16 protein-coding genes are annotated in these 15,824 nt (G+C 61.3%); 4 read left to right on the top strand and 12 right to left on the bottom strand.

Going from position 1 to position 15,824, the window contains the following annotated elements; translation table 11 throughout:
* Positions 1 to 35 precede the first annotated feature (35 nt).
* The gene (locus tag ATE64_RS10955; protein ID WP_058456593.1) at positions 36 to 407 is read right to left on the bottom strand and encodes a hypothetical protein; all 372 of its coding nucleotides are present in this window, start codon (positions 405 to 407) and stop codon (positions 36 to 38) included.
* A gap of 69 nt (positions 408 to 476) precedes the next feature.
* On the bottom strand, positions 477 to 1,022 hold the full coding sequence (locus tag ATE64_RS10950; protein ID WP_058456592.1) for a carboxymuconolactone decarboxylase family protein: 546 nt from the start codon (positions 1,020 to 1,022) through the stop codon (positions 477 to 479).
* Positions 1,023 to 1,117: 95 nt separating this feature from the next.
* Between ATE64_RS10950 and ATE64_RS10945 the strand changes: the two genes are divergently transcribed.
* On the top strand, positions 1,118 to 1,930 hold the full coding sequence (locus ATE64_RS10945; RefSeq protein WP_058456591.1) for an AraC family transcriptional regulator: 813 nt from the start codon (positions 1,118 to 1,120) through the stop codon (positions 1,928 to 1,930).
* An 866-nt stretch (positions 1,931 to 2,796) separates the two neighbouring features.
* Here ATE64_RS10945 and ATE64_RS21175 read toward each other — a convergent pair.
* The 5 genes from ATE64_RS21175 to ATE64_RS10930 form a co-directional block, all read right to left on the bottom strand.
* Positions 2,797 to 3,375: a uracil-DNA glycosylase family protein gene (locus tag ATE64_RS21175; RefSeq protein ID WP_331458610.1), complete on the bottom strand. Its 579-nt coding sequence runs from the start codon at positions 3,373 to 3,375 to the stop codon at positions 2,797 to 2,799.
* Positions 3,376 to 3,406: 31 nt separating this feature from the next.
* Positions 3,407 to 3,754: a c-type cytochrome gene (locus ATE64_RS21170; protein ID WP_231729168.1), complete on the bottom strand. Its 348-nt coding sequence runs from the start codon at positions 3,752 to 3,754 to the stop codon at positions 3,407 to 3,409.
* A 94-nt stretch (positions 3,755 to 3,848) separates the two neighbouring features.
* Positions 3,849 to 6,827, bottom strand: a complete 2,979-nt coding sequence (locus ATE64_RS10940; RefSeq protein ID WP_012449407.1) for a Tn3-like element ISMpo10 family transposase — start codon at positions 6,825 to 6,827, stop codon at positions 3,849 to 3,851.
* 4 nt (positions 6,828 to 6,831) lie between these two features.
* On the bottom strand, positions 6,832 to 7,416 hold the full coding sequence (locus tag ATE64_RS10935; protein ID WP_010339849.1) for a recombinase family protein: 585 nt from the start codon (positions 7,414 to 7,416) through the stop codon (positions 6,832 to 6,834).
* 133 nt (positions 7,417 to 7,549) lie between these two features.
* The gene (locus ATE64_RS10930; RefSeq protein ID WP_010339850.1) at positions 7,550 to 8,026 is read right to left on the bottom strand and encodes a DUF417 family protein; all 477 of its coding nucleotides are present in this window, start codon (positions 8,024 to 8,026) and stop codon (positions 7,550 to 7,552) included.
* Positions 8,027 to 8,130: 104 nt separating this feature from the next.
* Here ATE64_RS10930 and ATE64_RS10925 point away from each other — a divergent pair, with 104 nt between their 5' ends.
* On the top strand, positions 8,131 to 8,673 hold the full coding sequence (locus tag ATE64_RS10925) for a MarR family transcriptional regulator (protein WP_010339851.1): 543 nt from the start codon (positions 8,131 to 8,133) through the stop codon (positions 8,671 to 8,673).
* 88 nt (positions 8,674 to 8,761) lie between these two features.
* Complete coding sequence (locus ATE64_RS10920; protein WP_058456890.1) at positions 8,762 to 9,121, top strand: hypothetical protein; 360 nt, start codon at positions 8,762 to 8,764, stop codon at positions 9,119 to 9,121.
* A gap of 128 nt (positions 9,122 to 9,249) precedes the next feature.
* Here ATE64_RS10920 and ATE64_RS10915 read toward each other — a convergent pair whose 3' ends face one another.
* Entirely contained in the window at positions 9,250 to 9,459 is a 210-nt protein-coding gene (locus tag ATE64_RS10915) for a hypothetical protein (protein ID WP_054136348.1), read from the bottom strand.
* Positions 9,460 to 9,599: 140 nt separating this feature from the next.
* The gene (locus ATE64_RS10910) at positions 9,600 to 10,127 is read right to left on the bottom strand and encodes a hypothetical protein (RefSeq protein WP_058456889.1); all 528 of its coding nucleotides are present in this window, start codon (positions 10,125 to 10,127) and stop codon (positions 9,600 to 9,602) included.
* Between the two features lie 252 nt (positions 10,128 to 10,379).
* On the opposite strand from ATE64_RS10910, the gene ATE64_RS10905 reads away from it, so the two are divergent.
* A complete protein-coding gene (locus ATE64_RS10905; protein WP_058456888.1) occupies positions 10,380 to 11,591 on the top strand; it encodes an IS256 family transposase in 1,212 nt (403 codons plus the stop codon).
* Between the two features lie 52 nt (positions 11,592 to 11,643).
* Here the strand turns inward: ATE64_RS10905 and ATE64_RS10900 are convergent, their stop codons facing one another.
* From ATE64_RS10900 to mobF, 3 genes are read right to left on the bottom strand one after another with little or no spacing between them, the layout of a single operon-like run.
* Positions 11,644 to 12,348, bottom strand: a complete 705-nt coding sequence (locus ATE64_RS10900) for a hypothetical protein (RefSeq protein WP_058456887.1) — start codon at positions 12,346 to 12,348, stop codon at positions 11,644 to 11,646.
* Positions 12,338 to 12,769: a hypothetical protein gene (locus tag ATE64_RS10895; RefSeq protein WP_156416643.1), complete on the bottom strand. Its 432-nt coding sequence runs from the start codon at positions 12,767 to 12,769 to the stop codon at positions 12,338 to 12,340. The genes ATE64_RS10900 and ATE64_RS10895 overlap by 11 nt, the downstream gene beginning before the upstream one ends.
* Before the next feature lie 10 nt (positions 12,770 to 12,779).
* The gene (gene mobF / locus ATE64_RS10890) at positions 12,780 to 15,806 is read right to left on the bottom strand and encodes a MobF family relaxase (RefSeq protein WP_058456885.1); all 3,027 of its coding nucleotides are present in this window, start codon (positions 15,804 to 15,806) and stop codon (positions 12,780 to 12,782) included.
* Positions 15,807 to 15,824 lie beyond the last annotated feature (18 nt).

The following is a 15,824-nucleotide window of genomic DNA, read 5'->3' as shown; positions in this document are numbered from 1 at the left end:
GTTGATAACAACTCTTGTGTCCTTGATAGACGTGCTCAGGCAGCGGCGTTCTTTCGGCCTGATTGGTTGGCTCGCGAGGTACAGGTAACCACCGCGATCACGCCAGCTGCCATAACCGGGTAGTAGATCGAAGCCAGAGCGGTGAAGCCAAGCAAGAATGGCGCGGCAATGAAGGCTACTCCTGCGGCAAGATCGAGCAACAAGTGTGCATCGAACGACACCAGCTTGACCGCACCGAATGCATAGTCAGTGAGCAGGCTGTAGGCAATCAAGCCCGCCCCACCGGCAACAGAGAGCCAAAGCTCAATACCCTGAAAGCCGAGCAGGAATGGCAGCGCAATAAGGGCGGCAGCGGCGACATAGTCAAGCACGCCATGCAGCGCAGGGGTAAGGAATTGCAGTTTCATGGCAAGGGTTCCCTATGGAAGTGATTGAGGAGCGGGCCGATGTCCTGCACCGGCCCGCACGCATTATGATCAGGCCGCAACCGCCACATCGACGACCGGGAAATCGATCTTGGTCTGGGCGACGTTGTTCATGAAGTTGGTCAGAACATTGTGCGCGACGTTACCGACGATTTCGACGATGCGGGCGTCGTCGAGGCCGGCAAGGCGGGCTGCTGACAGATCGCTGTCGCTCACCTGACCGCGTGTTTCAACGATGCGCAAGGCAAGCGTCGCGATCGCATCGTCGAGGGGATCTTGGCCCTTGCCCAGACGGGCGGCGCGGATAGCCTCTGGCGAAAGGCCGGCACCTTTCCCGAGCAGCGTGTGCGCCGACAGACAATAGTGGCAGCTGTTGTACTGGGCGACGGCAAGCGCAACGATTTCGCGCTGTGCAGCGGTCAGCACACCACTTCCCAGTGCATCTGCGAAGGCGAGGTTGCCATTCAACACGGCAGGAGCATGAGCGAAGGTCGCAAAAAGGTTCGGGACCATGCCAATCTTCGCCTTAACAGCGCCGAGGGTGGCCTGGACGCCGGTGTCGGCAGTGGCGAGTTCTACGGGGTTGATGCGGGGCATTTGCGTTTCCTCTGTTGGTCAGTGCGGGCTTGCACAACGCCTCTATCGGCTGTTATCGGTGCAGATTGGTGCCAACTTCATTGCAGATCGTTCACATGGACATCTTTGCCGCTCTCTTTGCCCACACTGCCCCGAGCGCCCGGACATTCTTTACCGGCAACTTGTGTACGACCGCGCAATTTGCCGATTGCGGCTACCTCCACCTTCTCAAGAGCGGCGCGTTGACGCTGAGCCGATCTGGCGAGGCCGATCTCATTCTGAACGAACCAACGCTGCTCTTCTTCCCGCGCGGACAGGCGCATCGGTTCACTGGCGCTGCGGAAGGCGGGGCTGATCTGGTCTGCGCGAAGGTCGATCTGGGCGGCGATAATGGCAACCCGATTGGCGAAGGACTGCCCGACCTTGTCATCCTGCCGCTGGCCGAGAACCCGACGCTGGGGCCCGCCTGCGATCTTCTGCTTGTCGAAGGATTTGGCGACAATAATGGGCGTCAGGCCGCCATCGACCATTTGTTCGACTATCTCTTGATCCTGGTAGTGCGTCATGTTGTCGCCAGTGGCCTGGTGAATGATGGTGTGCTGGGCGGCCTTGCCGATCCGCGATTGGCCAAGGCGCTGACGGCGATGCACGAACAGCCAAGGCATTCGTGGACTCTTGATGATCTGGCAGAGGTGGCCGGCATGTCGCGCACCCGTTTTGCCACGCATTTTCGCGCCTGCGTTGGGCGGACGCCGATCGACTATCTGACCCGGTGGCGAATGACGATTGCGCGTGACCTTCTTGCCGCAGGCAAGCCGGTCAAGACCGTGGCCGACAGCGTCGGATATGATAGTGCCGCAGCCTTCTCACGGGTGTTCGCTCGCGTCACGGGAGAAGCACCGCGCCAAGTGAAGCAGAGATTAAGGTAACATGATCAGTTGGTAGACATGGATGCGGCAGTGAACGCGAGACCGCCTGGACATGGATCGCGCGGCGGCATGGCTGAATGCTGGGCTAGGATGCAAGCTGCGGTACCCAACACCAGCATTGCGCGCGCGTTCGATTGAGCGAGCACCTTCCGCCTTGGCCGATCAGTATCGCTGATAGGACCGCATGCCGGAAAGACGGATCGAACTAGGACATAAATGGGGATCATTGGATATGGCGCTCAGACGGGACGGAGGCGCGTTATGACCCCGAATGGTGCATCGCTGGGCTCGAAAACATTGCTGTGCGTCCCAATCAGGGCACATTGCACTGTGCGTTGACGCCGTGAACCTAGCCAACCGGCTTTGCCAAATCCAACTCAACAGCCGGTACCTGCTCCATCGTCGCCTTCCTGTCTGACTTATTCGCAGAAGATCCCGTAAAGTGGAGACCCCTCCACCACATTAAATGGGCCCTTTTCCGACCGCTTGTCACTTGCCCATTGGCGGTCGCCTCACTTTGAAAGCCACGGCAACTATGGACGGTAGACACGACTGCATTGGTATGACCTGTTCGATAGCCTCGCGGACGCGGCACCCTGCTGGAAATGAACCCGTCGCCCGACAGCAAACCTGTTTGATCGCCTGCTATCACCGCCGACACACCGGAATGATGCAGCCGTCTTGGTCAACCCAGCGCCAATAACACCGATCCCAGTCATCGCCACTAATTGGAACGACCCGCCAGCCCAGCCCTTCCGCATGGGTAGCCCAGCACCGAACCGAGAAGCCCTCGTTCGCCAAATTGCCCCACGAGGGGATCCAAGCGCCTACCAATGGCCTGGCGGTCGCCTAAAACACTGACAAGCCTACTCGTGTGGGGCAGTGCCTATTCGCATTCCAATTGCATCGCGCAACATTGGCAGGACGTTGTGCTCGAACCATGGGTTACGTTTCATCCAGCCCATACTGCGCCATGATGGATGCGGAAGCGGAAAGTAGTGCGGCAGGTACTCGTGAAATTTACCAACACGTTCAGTCAGCGATTGTTTTTTGTCCTCGACCAAGTAGCGCTGGTGTGCATAGCTTCCAACGAGCAGCGTCAATCGCGCGGGTGGAAGCACGGCCATGACGCGATCATGCCACATTCGTGCACATTCGAGGCGCGGCGGCAAATCGCCACTGCTCCCGGTGCCGGGATAGCAAAAGCCCATCGGCACAAGTGCGACCTGCGCCGGATCGTAAAAAATATCGGGCGTCAGCCCCGTCCACTCGCGCAGCCGCTCGCCGCTTGCGTCATCCCAGGCAGTGCCGCTCTCATGGACCCGCGCGCCGGGCGCCTGACCGATGATGACAATTGTTGAGGTTGCGCTGAACTGAACGATCGGGCGCGGTCCGGCTGGCAGATGCTCAGCGCACAGGGTGCACGCTCGAATGTCTTCCAGCAAGCAGTCTGACGATCTCATAACAGGCGTCCCGCTACCTCCGGTCCACGGACGAGTTTGCGGCAAGATAAGCAATAATGTCGCGCCGTTGCGCGGCGTCGGAGACAGTCGAAAACATTTTCGAGCCTGGCGCCATTTTTTGGGGTCCCTGCAGCCATAAATCGATCCGCGCCGGCGTCCAAACGCCGGTCAATTTCTTGAGTGCCGGAGAATAAGCATAGCCTGGTGCCGTTGCGATCCGACGTCCAATGAGACCGCGGTGCGCCGGGCCGATACGGTTTGCCTCGATGGAATGGCATCCGCCACATTTTGCTCGATAAAGCGCCTGGCCATTTGCGAGATTGCCCACCGCTTGCGCCGGCGCGGCGGTGGGGGCAAACACCAGTCCGGCCCCGGCCAGGATCGCGCAAACCGCGACCCCGGCCTCGATGCGTTTGCGACTTGGGGTCGGTACACAGAACGGACCCAGATATACGCTAAGGTTTTGCCGTGCCTTCGACGGCGCGCATCTGGCGAAGCGGTCTGAGCGCGGTGGATGGCGCATCGGGATCGGTCCAGAGGTAATCGCCGGTGAGATTGATATGCTGCCAACCGAGCGGTGATAGGTGTTGCAGCAGGTCCGGCGGGACCGGCCGGCCGAGGTTGGCGAGATGCATCCGGGCGGCTTGCAGGTAGGTCGTGTTCCACAGGACGATGGCACCGGCGACGAGGTTCAGCGCGCTCGCCCGATGGCTTTGGGCTTGCAGCGCATGATCGCGGATACGGCCGATGCGATGGAAGAAGATGGCGCGTTTCAGGGCATTTTCCGCTTCTCCCTTGTTGAGTTCGCGGGTGGCGCGGCGACGCTGTTCGGGCTGCTCGATCCAGTCGAGCGTGAACAGGGTACGCTCGACGCGACCGATCTCGCGCAACGCCAGTGCCAGGCCGTTGGCGCGTGGATAGGAGCCGAGCCGTTCCAGCATGATCGAGGCGCTGACGACGCCTGTGCGGATCGAGGTTCCCAGTCGCAGCACGTCGTCCCAGTGTGCCTCGATCAGACCTTCGTCGATGCGGCCCGCGACCAGCGGCGCAATATCGGGGCCGGGTTCGATGCCGTTAAACAGGTGCAAACGGCGTGCGGCGATATTCGGGATACGCGGCGCGAACCGGAACCCAAGCAGATGACATAGCGCGAACACATGGTCGGAGACGCCCCCGCCATCGACGTGATGCTCTTCGATGTGCAGATCGGCGCCGTGGTGGAGCAGCCCGTCGAGCACCTGTGCCGCCTCGCTCGCCGAAGCGGAGATAACTGTGGAATGGAACGGCGCGTAGCGATCCGAGACGTGGCTGTAAAAGGAGACAGCCGGCTCTGTCCCCTTGTGCGGATTGACTGCGCCGGTTGCCTGGGCGCGGCGGTCGAGCGGAAAGTTCTGACCGTCTGAGCTGGACGAGGTGCCGGACCCGAACAGCGCGGCCAGCGGCGCGGTGTGTTGGGCGTCGACAAGCCGGGCGAGCGCGCGACCGTAGGTTTCCTCGCGCAGATGCCACGAGGCGAGCCAACCGAGTTGGCGCTGGGTCACGAGATTGCAGGCTTCCGCCATGCGCGTATGGCCCAGATTGGTGGCATCGGCGAGCACCGCCGTGAGGATCGCACGTGGTTCATCCGCGGCACGGCCACTTTGCAGATGCGTGAAGCACTGGCTGAACCCGGTCCATCGATCGACTTCGGCAAGAAGGTCGGTGATGCGGATCGCGGGCAGATGCGCATAGAGCGGCGCAAGGGCGGTATCGGATTCCTCGGGAGTAATCGCCTTCAAGGGCGAAATCCGCAGCCTGCCCAAGCTGAGCTGCACGTCTTCCAGCGCGTCCGTCTCCGCCTTTCGCTCGACCTCGGCCAATCGACGGGCGAGGCGGGCGCGTCGTTCGGCCAGCCAGATATCGGCCGTATCCGGTGCCGGTATCGGCAAGGGGCCGGCCGCGCGCATGTTGGCGAATACGGGGGCAGGAATGAGTTGCTGCTCGACAGCACGATAGCGTCGGCTTCCCTCGACCCACATGTCGCCGGCGCGAAGCCGGTCGCGAAGCTCGACCAGCACGCACAATTCATAGATCCTGCGATCGGGAATGCCGGTGCCGATCGCCCGACGCCAAGCTTGCCGGATGAAGCCGACTGGCGTGCCTGCAGGCAATTTGCGCAGATGACCAAAATGAAGGTCGCGCATGATCGCGACCGCTCGCGCGAGCGCATGGCAGGCTGGCACCGCCCCGAATGTGAACGAGGCGATGAACGAGGGACCGACCTGTCGGAGGACGGGGTAATTGGTCGCGGCGACCGCGACGGGATCGACCGAATCGGGGCGGATCAGCTTGCGGGCTTCATCGACCTCGCGGCCGAGATCATTCCATCCGATCGCTGCCTCGACCGCAGCGCCGATATCGCCACCTGATATCTTGGCGGCGAGCAAGGCAGCGCCGAGTTGGGCAAGCAGCCGGATTTTGCCGTTGATGGTGCGCCGGTTGCGCTTGAGTGTCGTGTCCGCGCTGTTCTGTTCGCGCCGGAACATCTGCCCAAGCAGGCGATCGAACATCAGCACCGCATCGTCGGTGAGGGTAACGATGGTTTCGAGGATGGTCGCCACCAATGTGGCGCGACGCCGCGTCGCTTGCAGCGTCCGAACATGTTGCGCGGTCAGCCGCACGCCTTCCTGGCACAGGCGTCGGAGGCGCTCGGGATGGACGCCTACGGCGATATCCGGATCGATCCCGATGGCCCGAAGCAGTGTCAGTCGCTCGATGATGGCGGCGAATGTCTTTCGGCCGGGCTTGCCGGGTGACTGCCGCACCCAGGCCAGATCGCTCAAGTTCGTGCCTGTGTGGGGCAGGAGAAGCGCATCGAGCAGCCGGCGCTGTCGAGCATCGAGTCCTCGGGTCAGATGCTCGGCGACATGGCGTTCGGCATCGAGCAACGCCTGTGCGACCATCCGCTCGACCGAACTGATGCCCGGCACAATGATGCGCCGTCGCCGGCACTCATCCAGCATCACGCGCGCCAGCCTAGCCCCGCTGGTCGTCGTCAGCGCGATCGGCAGGAGCCATTCCTGCAACGTCGTTCGCAGCGGCCGACTGAGCGGCATGAAGCCGAATGCATCGCGCAGTGCATCGAGCTGTTCGTACCGGGTCGGGCCGCGCGTCGCGTAGTCGGCCAGCACCTCGGGTCCGACCTGCAATTGCTCTGCGACGAACGCGAGCGGCGTATCAGGGATCAGTTCACCGGGTCGCAGGAAACGGCCAGGATAGCGCAGCGCGCAAAGCTGGATCGCGAAACCCAGCCGGTTATGCGGTCGCCTCCGGCGGACGATGATGGCCAAGTCGTCCCGGCTCAATGTCCAGTGCTGGACGAGCAGGGTTTCGTCGTCGGGAAGCGCGAGCAACGCCGCGCGTTGCTCGTCCGACAGGACGGCGCGACGCGGCATCGGCTTAGACCTTGGCCGGTGCGGTCCAGCCGATCCGGGCAAGCGTGCCGAGAAGGGTCGAACGCGGCACCTTGAAGGTCCGGCAGACGGACGCCTTGCTGGCCCCGCCATCCAGCGCGGCGGTGATCCGCTCGAGCGTTTCGGCGTCGATCATCGGCGGGCGGCCACCTTGGCGTCCCCGGCGTTTGGCAGCAGCCAGTCCCGCCATCACCCGTTCGCGCGTGAGCGCACGCTCATATTGTGCCAATGCACCGAACAGCGAGAACAGCAATTCGCCGTGCGGCGTGGTCGTATCCATCTGCTCGGTCAGCGACCGGAACGCGATGCCGCGCGCCTTCAGATCGGTGACGATCGTCAGCAGGTGCGGCAGCGAGCGTCCGAGCCGGTCGAGCTTCCACACGATCAGTGTGTCGCCCGCGTTCAGATAGTCGAGGCAGGCTTTCAGGCCTGGTCGGTCGTCGCGCGCGCCGGATGCCTTGTCGGTATGGAGATGCCGATGATCGACCCCGGTTGCGACGAGCGCGTCCCGCTGGAGATCGACCGTTTGGCGGTCATCGGTCGTTGACACCCGCATATATCCGACCAGCATGTACGACAAACCCTCGAAAGCATGTTTTCGAACACCCTATCAAAGCGACAGGGTTTGTCGATCGTTATGGGCTGAGGCGGGTATGGTTCGGCAAAAGCGCAGGTCCGGAGCGTCGCCTATCACCTGTTTGCCGTCACGCGTCTGCTGTCCGTATGGACGCAAGTAGAAGGCACGCTGATGCCGCAAGAAGCACCAGGTCCTTCAACAGGAACTGTCCGGTTCCGGCCGAAATCGCCGGGAACCCGCCAGCGGTCGGCTCGGCGACGCCAGGCGTGCTCAGGAAAAACGTCAGTGTCACGGCATAAGTCAGGCATGACATCGCCGCGCCGAGAGCGGAGGCCGTCTTGTTGAAAGCACCGATAATCAGCGCAGCGGCCGTCGCGAGCTCGACGGTGCCTATAAAATAGCTTCCACCCTGCACCCCAAAAACGGCCGGAATCCAGCTCATGATCGGACTGTTCTTCATCAATGGCGCGATGCCCATCGCTTCATAGCTCGTGAATTTCATGCAACCGAACCAGAGAAAGATGACCACCAGCGCCCAGCGCAGCAACGCGAGAGACCCGCGAGAGCCGGTCGTCTTTTCAGCTATGTGTAATGTCGAAAACATGGTGCCTCGCTTTCATCATGGCGCATGACCTGCCTTCATGCTTAGACAGGCGTGATATATGCGCTGCGCATACACTATACGCCGTCAATGAATGAGGCAACCCTTTGAACGTACTCTCGGACCGGCTCGTCAATCTGTTCGGCGCCCTCGCAGTGGGCATCACCGATCGAATTAAGAAGGCGGCATTCGACCCGACGATACCCGGCGGTGGCGAAACCACCGCGGCGATCGTCGTCATCGGTCACGCGACCGGTCTTTCGATCGACGAATTAGGACGGGTGCTAGGCTTGTCCCACGCGGGGACGGTGCGGCTTGTCGATCGATTGGTTGCAGCCGGGTTCGCCGTTCGATCCAAAGCGCTACGGGACCGTCGTGCAGTAGCGCTGATGCTCACTGAGGCAGGCGAGACTCGCCTATCTGCGATCCTGCAACGAAGAAACGAGACTTTATCCGAAATCCTTAGCCATGTCTCGAATGCTGACCGCCTCGTGCTGGAACGTATTGCCGAGACAATACTTGCGCAGATGTCTGACGACGCTGTCTCGGCGCTGACGATATGCCGGCTCTGCGACGAGAGGCGATGCTACAACTGTCCGATGGATGCCTTTGGAATGCTGGAGTCGTCGACGCATAGAGTCGACCCATAAGTGCGCGCAGAGACGCTTAGCGTATATCTGTGCCCGTTCTATGTCCTGACCCCTCAAAGGGATCCCATGGCCTAACCCCGCTTGGAAAATGATCGACAAGCGAGATTCGGCCGCTCGCGATGCTTGGTTCTATGAGTGCCAACGCCGCAAGATACCGTTCCTGCACGTGGCAAAAGCAAGAAAACACTTCTCGGTCCATTGGGACCATATCAGCTTGGATTCTGATTATGACCAGATGATCAGACAGTCTGCCGATGGGAAAATGGCAAGGGTTCTGTTCCGAACCTATCAACTGATCGCTTCTGGCCTTGAGCCTAAAAGCTTTTTCGATGGCGGGGCCTTGGTGGGGGATGTGACTGGCTTGTCTGAATCAAGCGCCCGGCAGATTGCAAATGCCTTCGCTCTCCTGCTTTTTCCTGGCAACGTGCAATCTGCTTTGGCTGCATAAGAAGATATTGGAAGCCGCGGAACCAGCGGCTTCAATACGCCACAACTCCATCAGGCCGAAATTCTGAGCTCCGTTCGCGTCGTGCAACAAGCCAGTGGTCCAAATCAGGCACGCTGCGGTGGACTTCATCATCGCCAGAAGCCGTCCTGTCTCTGGCCGTGCCGGTTGTCGTAATTCTCGCGCTGATCGTAGGCGCTCTTGCGGATACCCACCTCGACCCGCTGGCCGCCGACGTTGCGAATGTGGAGATCGCGCAGATCGACCTTGTTGCGCTGCGCCCAGTCTTTTGCCTCGCGCTCGCTGCCGAAAGTGCCTGCATCTTCGTAATCGAATGCCATTTCATGCTCTCCTTCATGTGGTGATTGACGGTCTGGAAGATTGGATGCGCAGGCGCAGGCTCATGCCGACTGCTTCTGGGCATTGGCGGATCGGGCTTGGGAAGGGCTGCCGCTTGAAATTGGAGTTGAAGTGCAGTTCGTCATGTAAGCGCTGATCCTCGGTCCATCTGGTGGTCGAGGCTGGCTTTGGCCGACCGGTGCTCCTTTATTTGCTGGCTGAAGCCTCGAGCCGACTGGAACGTGAATAACGCCAGCGCAACGGCGGCAGCACCGGCAATGAATGCGGTGATGTAGAAGCTCATTGCGGGAACATTCATCCGAGCCAGATATTGTGGGTCGTTGATCACACTCATCTCGTGGGCGAGGAGTATGATGCTGCCAAACATCAGGGCCATCCGGATCGCTATCGTGCCGGCGTGTGTAATCAGCCGGCTTCTCGCAATGGATTCGCGCTGGCGAGCCTCGACGATAGGGTCTGGCGTCGAATTGTACGCTGCTTCGGCTCTATCGGCCTTTCGCTTGCGCCATATGGCGCGCCCCTGGGCAACGAACTGGGTAAACTCTCTGGGTCCGTTGTTTTCGGCAATAAGCCGCTCAAGGTGCCGATACTCAGCCTCGGCGGCTTCCTGATTCCTATAATAGATTGCTGCACTGAAGACCGATTCCATTCTTGCAATGATATCGTGTAGTGTTTGGTTAGGGTTGAAACATTCGTTCACTCGGGGGTGCAGTACCCAGTCGTGCCACTGTTCGTATCGGTTGGTTAGCGTCCGCGCTCGTGGTGTAATTTTCGGTGGAGATTTAGGTGCTGCTGGTGGTGGGGCATGCCCCACCACCAGCAGTTTCGATCTCGGTGGCCACCGGGCTCATCGGTAAGGTGGAGTTTCCACACGTCACACCCACCCGAGGAGTTGATCCCGATGACCGAAGACAGACTACCGCTTGCCGAGCTGATGGCGAAGACCGGAGACAGCGATTTCCTGCGCAGCATTGCCGAGAGCGTGCTGCAGCTGATCATGGAGGCCGATGTCGACGGCGTGATCGGCGCCGGCCGACACGAGCGATCCGGCGACCGCACGACCTGGCGTAACGGCTACCGAGAGCGCAGCCTCGACACCCGGCTCGGCACGCTCAACCTGAAGATCCCCAAGCTCAGGACCGGGGCCTACTTCCCTGGCTTCCTGGAACCCAGGAAGACCGTCGAGAAGGCGCTGGTCTCGGTGATCCAGGAAGCATGGATCGCCGGCGTCAGCACCCGGCGCGTCGACGAGCTGGTTCAGGCCATGGGCATGACCGGCATCTCCAAGTCTTCGGTCTCGAAGCTGTGCAAGGACATCGACGAACGCGTGCACGCCTTCCTCAAGCGGCCGCTGGCGGGCGACTGGCCTTACCTCTGGCTGGACGCGACCTACCTCAAGGTCCGCGAGGGCGGCCGTATCGTCAGTGTCGCGGCGATAATAGCGGTCGCGGTCAACACCGAGGGCAAGCGCGAGATCGTCGGCCTGCACATCGGTCCCAGCGAGGCCGAGCCGTTCTGGTCGAGCTTCCTCAAGGACCTGGCCCGCCGCGGCCTCAAGGGAGTGAAGCTGGTCATCTCCGATGCCCACGAGGGGCTCAAGGCGGCGATCACCCGCGTGCTCGGCGCCACCTGGCAGCGCTGCCGCGTCCACTTCATGCGCAACGCACTGGCCTACGTGCCCAAGGGGCAGAACACCGTGGTCGCCGCCGCCATCCGGCAGGTCTTCCTCCAGCCCGATCATGCGGCCGCTACCCAGGTCTGGCGCCAGGTCGCCGACCAACTGCGCACCCGCTGGCCGAAGCTGGGAACCTGCATGGACGACGCCGAGCACGATGTCCTGGCCTACATGACCTTCCCCGAGCAGCACCGGGTCAAGCTGCACAGCACCAATCCGCTGGAGCGCCTGAACAAGGAGGTGAAGCGCCGTGCTGACGTCGTCGGTATCTTCCCCAACGAGGACAGCATCATCCGACTCGTCGGCGCCGTCCTGCTCGAGCAGAATGACGAGTGGCAGCTCCAGCACCGCTACATGCAGATCGAGGGCATGGCAGCCCTTGCCACACCAATGATCGAGGAGGCTCAGCCGCTACAGATTACACCCAAGGCCGCCTGACCATGCAGCCCGGTGACCACACCCCAAATTACACCTCATTGACGGACGTGACCTATCGGTTGGTACAAGCAAAGTATGAGTTAGGGCGTGTGTCCCAGTCGATATAGCGGATCTTGTGGAAGCGATTTTGGCTCCGGTAAGCCGCAACCCGTTGACGGGCTCGGTGATGAAATGCTTCGACGCTCATCAACTGCAGCGGCCCGATCAGGGCCTCGATCTTTGCTAGGTGAGCGTCACAATTGTAGATGCAGTGCTGGAGGTGCTCGAGCGTGAAGTCTTCATAGAGCGCCTTTACCTCTCGCAGGAGCGCTCCCTCGTTCAGCATTTTTGAGGTCCAGCAATGGACGCCCGTTCTTTTACCGAGAAGTACATTAAGGGGGATATCGAGCTGTCGTCCCTCATCGCAGTATTGCTGGATCATCCTTGGTGCTGTCACGTCGCGAAATTCGGCATCGAGGCCGCGATTGACGAGAACGCGGATTTTGGTCTGAGAAAGCTCAAAGCAGCCCGCGATTTCTCGTACCGACTTTCCGGCCCTATGCTCTTTGAAGACCCGGCGTGCCAGATTGTTTGCCGCTTCGCCCTTCAAGTAGCTGTTGGGTGATCTGCGCTTGAACTCGCTCGTTTTCTGAACGGTACTTTGACCGCCGGCATTGCGGATGTGGAGATCGCGCAGATCAACCTTTTTGTGCTGCGCCCCGTCCTTCGCCCCACGCTTGCTTCCGACGGTCCCTGCGTCTTTGTATTCAAGCGCCATGCCTCTTCTCCTTCCTGGTTATGATGTTGACCGCATCTTTCCGGGGCTTTGCCCGACCCCTGCGCAGCGGGATAAAGGCAACGGCGCACCGCTCCCAAGGAGGAGCCGCCCGCTGCGCCACCAGCCTCACAAAGGCGGCCGCTATCGTGCCCACCAAAACGGCGACAAGGATCATCAGACCTATCGCCACCAACTCGGCGGCCATTTTCTGGTTATCGAGGGCGGCTCGCAGGTCGGCGCATCCCTGAACCCCGTGCGCATTGAGGTCGCAGACCACAAAGCTGTCCCCGCCAGCGGCACGCGCAATCTCCGAGAGTCCTGCCTCGTTCACCAGATTGGTCAGGGTCAGCTGCTGCGTGAGGTGAATCTCGAAAGTGTCTGAAGGTGGCGTACCCGCTGCGGCATGGCCCATCTGTGTCACGATCTTCCTCCTATCGGCTGCGTTCGATGTTGCGTTCGGGAACGTCCAATTGCGGCGCTGCCCGAAGGCTCGCCGGATCGATCCGCGAGGCAGATGCTTGCCTATCCTCGGGTGCCCTCAAATGATCGGGAATTGTGGGCCGAAACTCGCCAGCCTCGCGGGCGCTGCGCTTCGCCTCGACCTGCTTTTCGCCAAGGGTTTCGAGCGCGCTGGTCTTGTCGCCCGGGTTTCGGTCGATCTGCGCCAGGAGCCGATCGCGGTCGTTGGTGACGATTGTGATGTCGTCACGCACTCGGGTCATCATGACGAGCGCCAGACGCTGGTTCGATAAGTGCCGGGCTGATGAGTGCATCTCACCGATCGCCATGTCGCGGGTGTCGCCCTGCGCCTGATGCATGTTGATCGCATAGGCCAGCCCCATGCGCTCGAGCATGCGGTCATTCTGCTTGAGTTCTACGATCTCGCCTGCCTTGTTCTCGAGCGTGACGATCCCATCCCTGATCCCGAGGATCCTCGCCTCCTCGGACTTCATCAGCCCCCTGGCATCATCCTTTTCGGTCCAGCGGATCTTGTCGCCCTCGTAGATTGTCTCCTTGTGCTTTTCGGAGAGCCTCAAGGCATCGCGCTTGTCCGAAGGGTCGATCGCCGCCGGATCGAATTTGATCAGCTTGCCGCTTTCATCGCGCAGCATGACCCGGCCCTTCACGTCTATGCTTTCGACATCGTACCGCCCCCGAACAAGCCCTCCGGGGGCGTTCTGGCGCGTCACTTCGAGCAGCTGGCCCTTGCTGTAGGTCGAGGCGTAGCGCAGCTCCTCGCGCGTCGCATGGGCCGGGAGGAGCGTGGTCAGCCTCAGCCCTTCCCCCTGGATCGCCCCTTCTGCCTTTAGGCCCTGCTGGACCATCCGGTTGAGTTCGCCGCGCGCTGCACGACCCGATGAGTAGATCGCGGTACGCTCGCGGTCTTCTGGCGATAGCTCCAGCCATTTCTGCGCGGTGACCTTGAGGTGGTCTGCGCCAGCTTCGACCACACGCTCGCCAAGCGAGGCAAAGCTTTCCTTGAACATTCCGGCGCGCGCGAGGCCAGCGGCTTCCTTCATATGTTCGGTGCGCTGCCGAAGGCTGGTATCGATGCGGGCTATGGCGGGGTTATCGGACTGGATCAGCGAAAAGCTTTTGCCCGCCTCGATCGGCTGCAGCTGGGCCCGGTCTCCGATCATGACCAGCTTTTCAACCCCAAGCCGGTTGGCGATCGTGAGCAGGTCATTCATCGGCTTGTTCGCAACGAGCGAAGCCTCGTCCAAGACCAGCACTTTGCCGCGCAAGGTCTCTCGTGATGCCTCGAACTTCGGACCTGAGCCCTCAAGCGTGGGCCGCAGATGCTCATTCACGAAGGATGAGACGGTTCTTGCTGCGATTTCCTGCCTGACGACCTCTCCGTCTGGCCCACGGATCTCCGTCCCGGTCCGAAGATCGCTGACCATCTTGTTGGCAAAGGCGAGGCCGATCACCTCCCTTCCCTCCTGATGCGCCACGCTCGCAATTGCCGAGATGATCGTCGTCTTTCCGGCACCTGCGACACCCTGGATCACGACCGTGCGGTCCTTGCTGGCGAGCGCCAGTGTTCCGGCGGCAATCTGCTCGGCGCTGAGGTCATGAGTGCCCGCGACTTGCCGCAAGCGCCCGGGGGCCTCGGCGGCTTCGATGATGGAGTGGCCTGCACCCTTTCCCGCAGCGACATTGGCCAGCGTTGCCCGCTCGATCTCGACATGTTCAGGTGTGGTGTATTTCTCGGGCCTGCCATCGAGCCTGTCGCTCTTGCCCTCCAGCACTCTCCCGTCGGCCACCAACACGCCGATCCGTGCTTCCACCCCGTCAGCGGTCACGCCCTTTACGCCGAGGTCGAGCGCGGTCTTGACCAGGTCGCCCCGGGTCCAGGAGGTTTCACGTTCGCCGATGATCCTGATGGCAGAAGCGGTTGCCATCTCAGTGCGCAGCTGCGTTGGCGTCAGGGTGATCCGTTGCAGGCCATTGGTAGTCAGCGTGTCCGCTGGCCGGGTGTAGAGCTTCACGCTGTCGCGGAGCGCGCTCAGCGTCTCCTGCACCCGCTGAGGCGATCCCAATGGGCTCTCGCGCCCCTCGGAGCCGCGCTCCCGCGCCTGTTCGACCAGCGCCTTGGCATCGAACCCCAGCCCGGCAGCGCGCTTGGCCCATTCTCGCCGGAGCGCCAGCTTGTCGTCCGGATTCAGCTTGGGATCGCGGGTGCGCTTGGTGATTTCACGCAAGGCTTCTGTGTCGTTTGCGCTCTTCCCGAGTTTCTCGGCCGTTGCCAGAATGGTCAGGCGACGCTGGCTGAAGGCTTCGATCACATCGCGCGCCACGCCCTTGATCTCGAACTGGCCGTGCTTGCCCGTGATCTGGGTTTCGTAGCCGAGCTTCTCGAGGTTCGTCCGCAGCGCGGCGTTGTAGATGGAGCCAAGGACTGTGTTGTTCTTCCAGATCTCTCCGTTCCACAGCGCCTTCCACTTGCCATCCTTGTCCTGGGTCATCGCGGCAATGACGGCATGGGTATGGTTCTGCGGGTCGAGCGCCCGGCTCGTGTCGTGCTGGAACAAGGCATAGAGGAGCTTGCCTGTGACCACGCCCTCGCCGTTGGCATTGCGTGATCGATCGCGGGCCTGCGCATAGTGTTTCTCGAGATAGGCCATGGTCGCCTTGACCGCGGCCAGCTGTGCATCGAGGATCCGCTTGTCGCCGCCCAACTGCGCCAGCAAGCTGGCCGATTTCGGCATGGAGAATGTGAGGTCTATTCCCGAGCGGCGGTTTGCGTTGCCATTTACGACGGTGTCATCGGGCAGTTTGCCATCGAGGACTTTTTCGAAGTCGTCCTTGGCAACGGGACCAACAAGACCGAGTGCTTCGGCGCCCTTCCCGCCCCATTCGCTGAGCTCCGCAGGGCCATCGCCGATATAGTAGTCGTCCTTGGCGAAGTAGTTTGCCGCGCCGCCGGCTGACGCGACTGATGCGACCGACAGCATCTCAGGCTACCCTTGCCT

The sequence above is a fragment of the Sphingopyxis sp. H073 genome (assembly GCF_001468395.1).
Lineage (GTDB): Bacteria > Pseudomonadota > Alphaproteobacteria > Sphingomonadales > Sphingomonadaceae > Sphingopyxis.
The sequence above is the reverse complement of the archived record's forward strand: the minus strand, read 5'-3'. Positions and strand labels throughout refer to the sequence as shown.

Bases quoted from the DNA above. Each gene is read 5' to 3' on its own strand.
- ATE64_RS10920 (WP_058456890.1), top strand. From the start codon at position 8,762: ATGATCGACAAGCGAGATTCGGCCGCTCGCGATGCTTGGTTCTATGAG.
- ATE64_RS10935 (WP_010339849.1), bottom strand. From the start codon at position 7,416: ATGCTGGTCGGATATATGCGGGTGTCAACGACCGATGACCGCCAAACG.
- ATE64_RS10915 (WP_054136348.1), bottom strand. From the start codon at position 9,459: ATGGCATTCGATTACGAAGATGCAGGCACTTTCGGCAGCGAGCGCGAG.
- ATE64_RS10945 (WP_058456591.1), top strand. From the start codon at position 1,118: ATGGACATCTTTGCCGCTCTCTTTGCCCACACTGCCCCGAGCGCCCGG.
- ATE64_RS10910 (WP_058456889.1), bottom strand. From the start codon at position 10,127: ATGGAATCGGTCTTCAGTGCAGCAATCTATTATAGGAATCAGGAAGCC.
- mobF (WP_058456885.1), bottom strand. From the start codon at position 15,806: ATGCTGTCGGTCGCATCAGTCGCGTCAGCCGGCGGCGCGGCAAACTAC.
- ATE64_RS10955 (WP_058456593.1), bottom strand. From the start codon at position 407: ATGAAACTGCAATTCCTTACCCCTGCGCTGCATGGCGTGCTTGACTAT.
- ATE64_RS10940 (WP_012449407.1), bottom strand. From the start codon at position 6,827: ATGCCGCGTCGCGCCGTCCTGTCGGACGAGCAACGCGCGGCGTTGCTC.
- ATE64_RS10950 (WP_058456592.1), bottom strand. From the start codon at position 1,022: ATGCCCCGCATCAACCCCGTAGAACTCGCCACTGCCGACACCGGCGTC.
- ATE64_RS10900 (WP_058456887.1), bottom strand. From the start codon at position 12,348: ATGGCGCTTGAATACAAAGACGCAGGGACCGTCGGAAGCAAGCGTGGG.
- ATE64_RS10905 (WP_058456888.1), top strand. From the start codon at position 10,380: ATGACCGAAGACAGACTACCGCTTGCCGAGCTGATGGCGAAGACCGGA.
- ATE64_RS10930 (WP_010339850.1), bottom strand. From the start codon at position 8,026: ATGTTTTCGACATTACACATAGCTGAAAAGACGACCGGCTCTCGCGGG.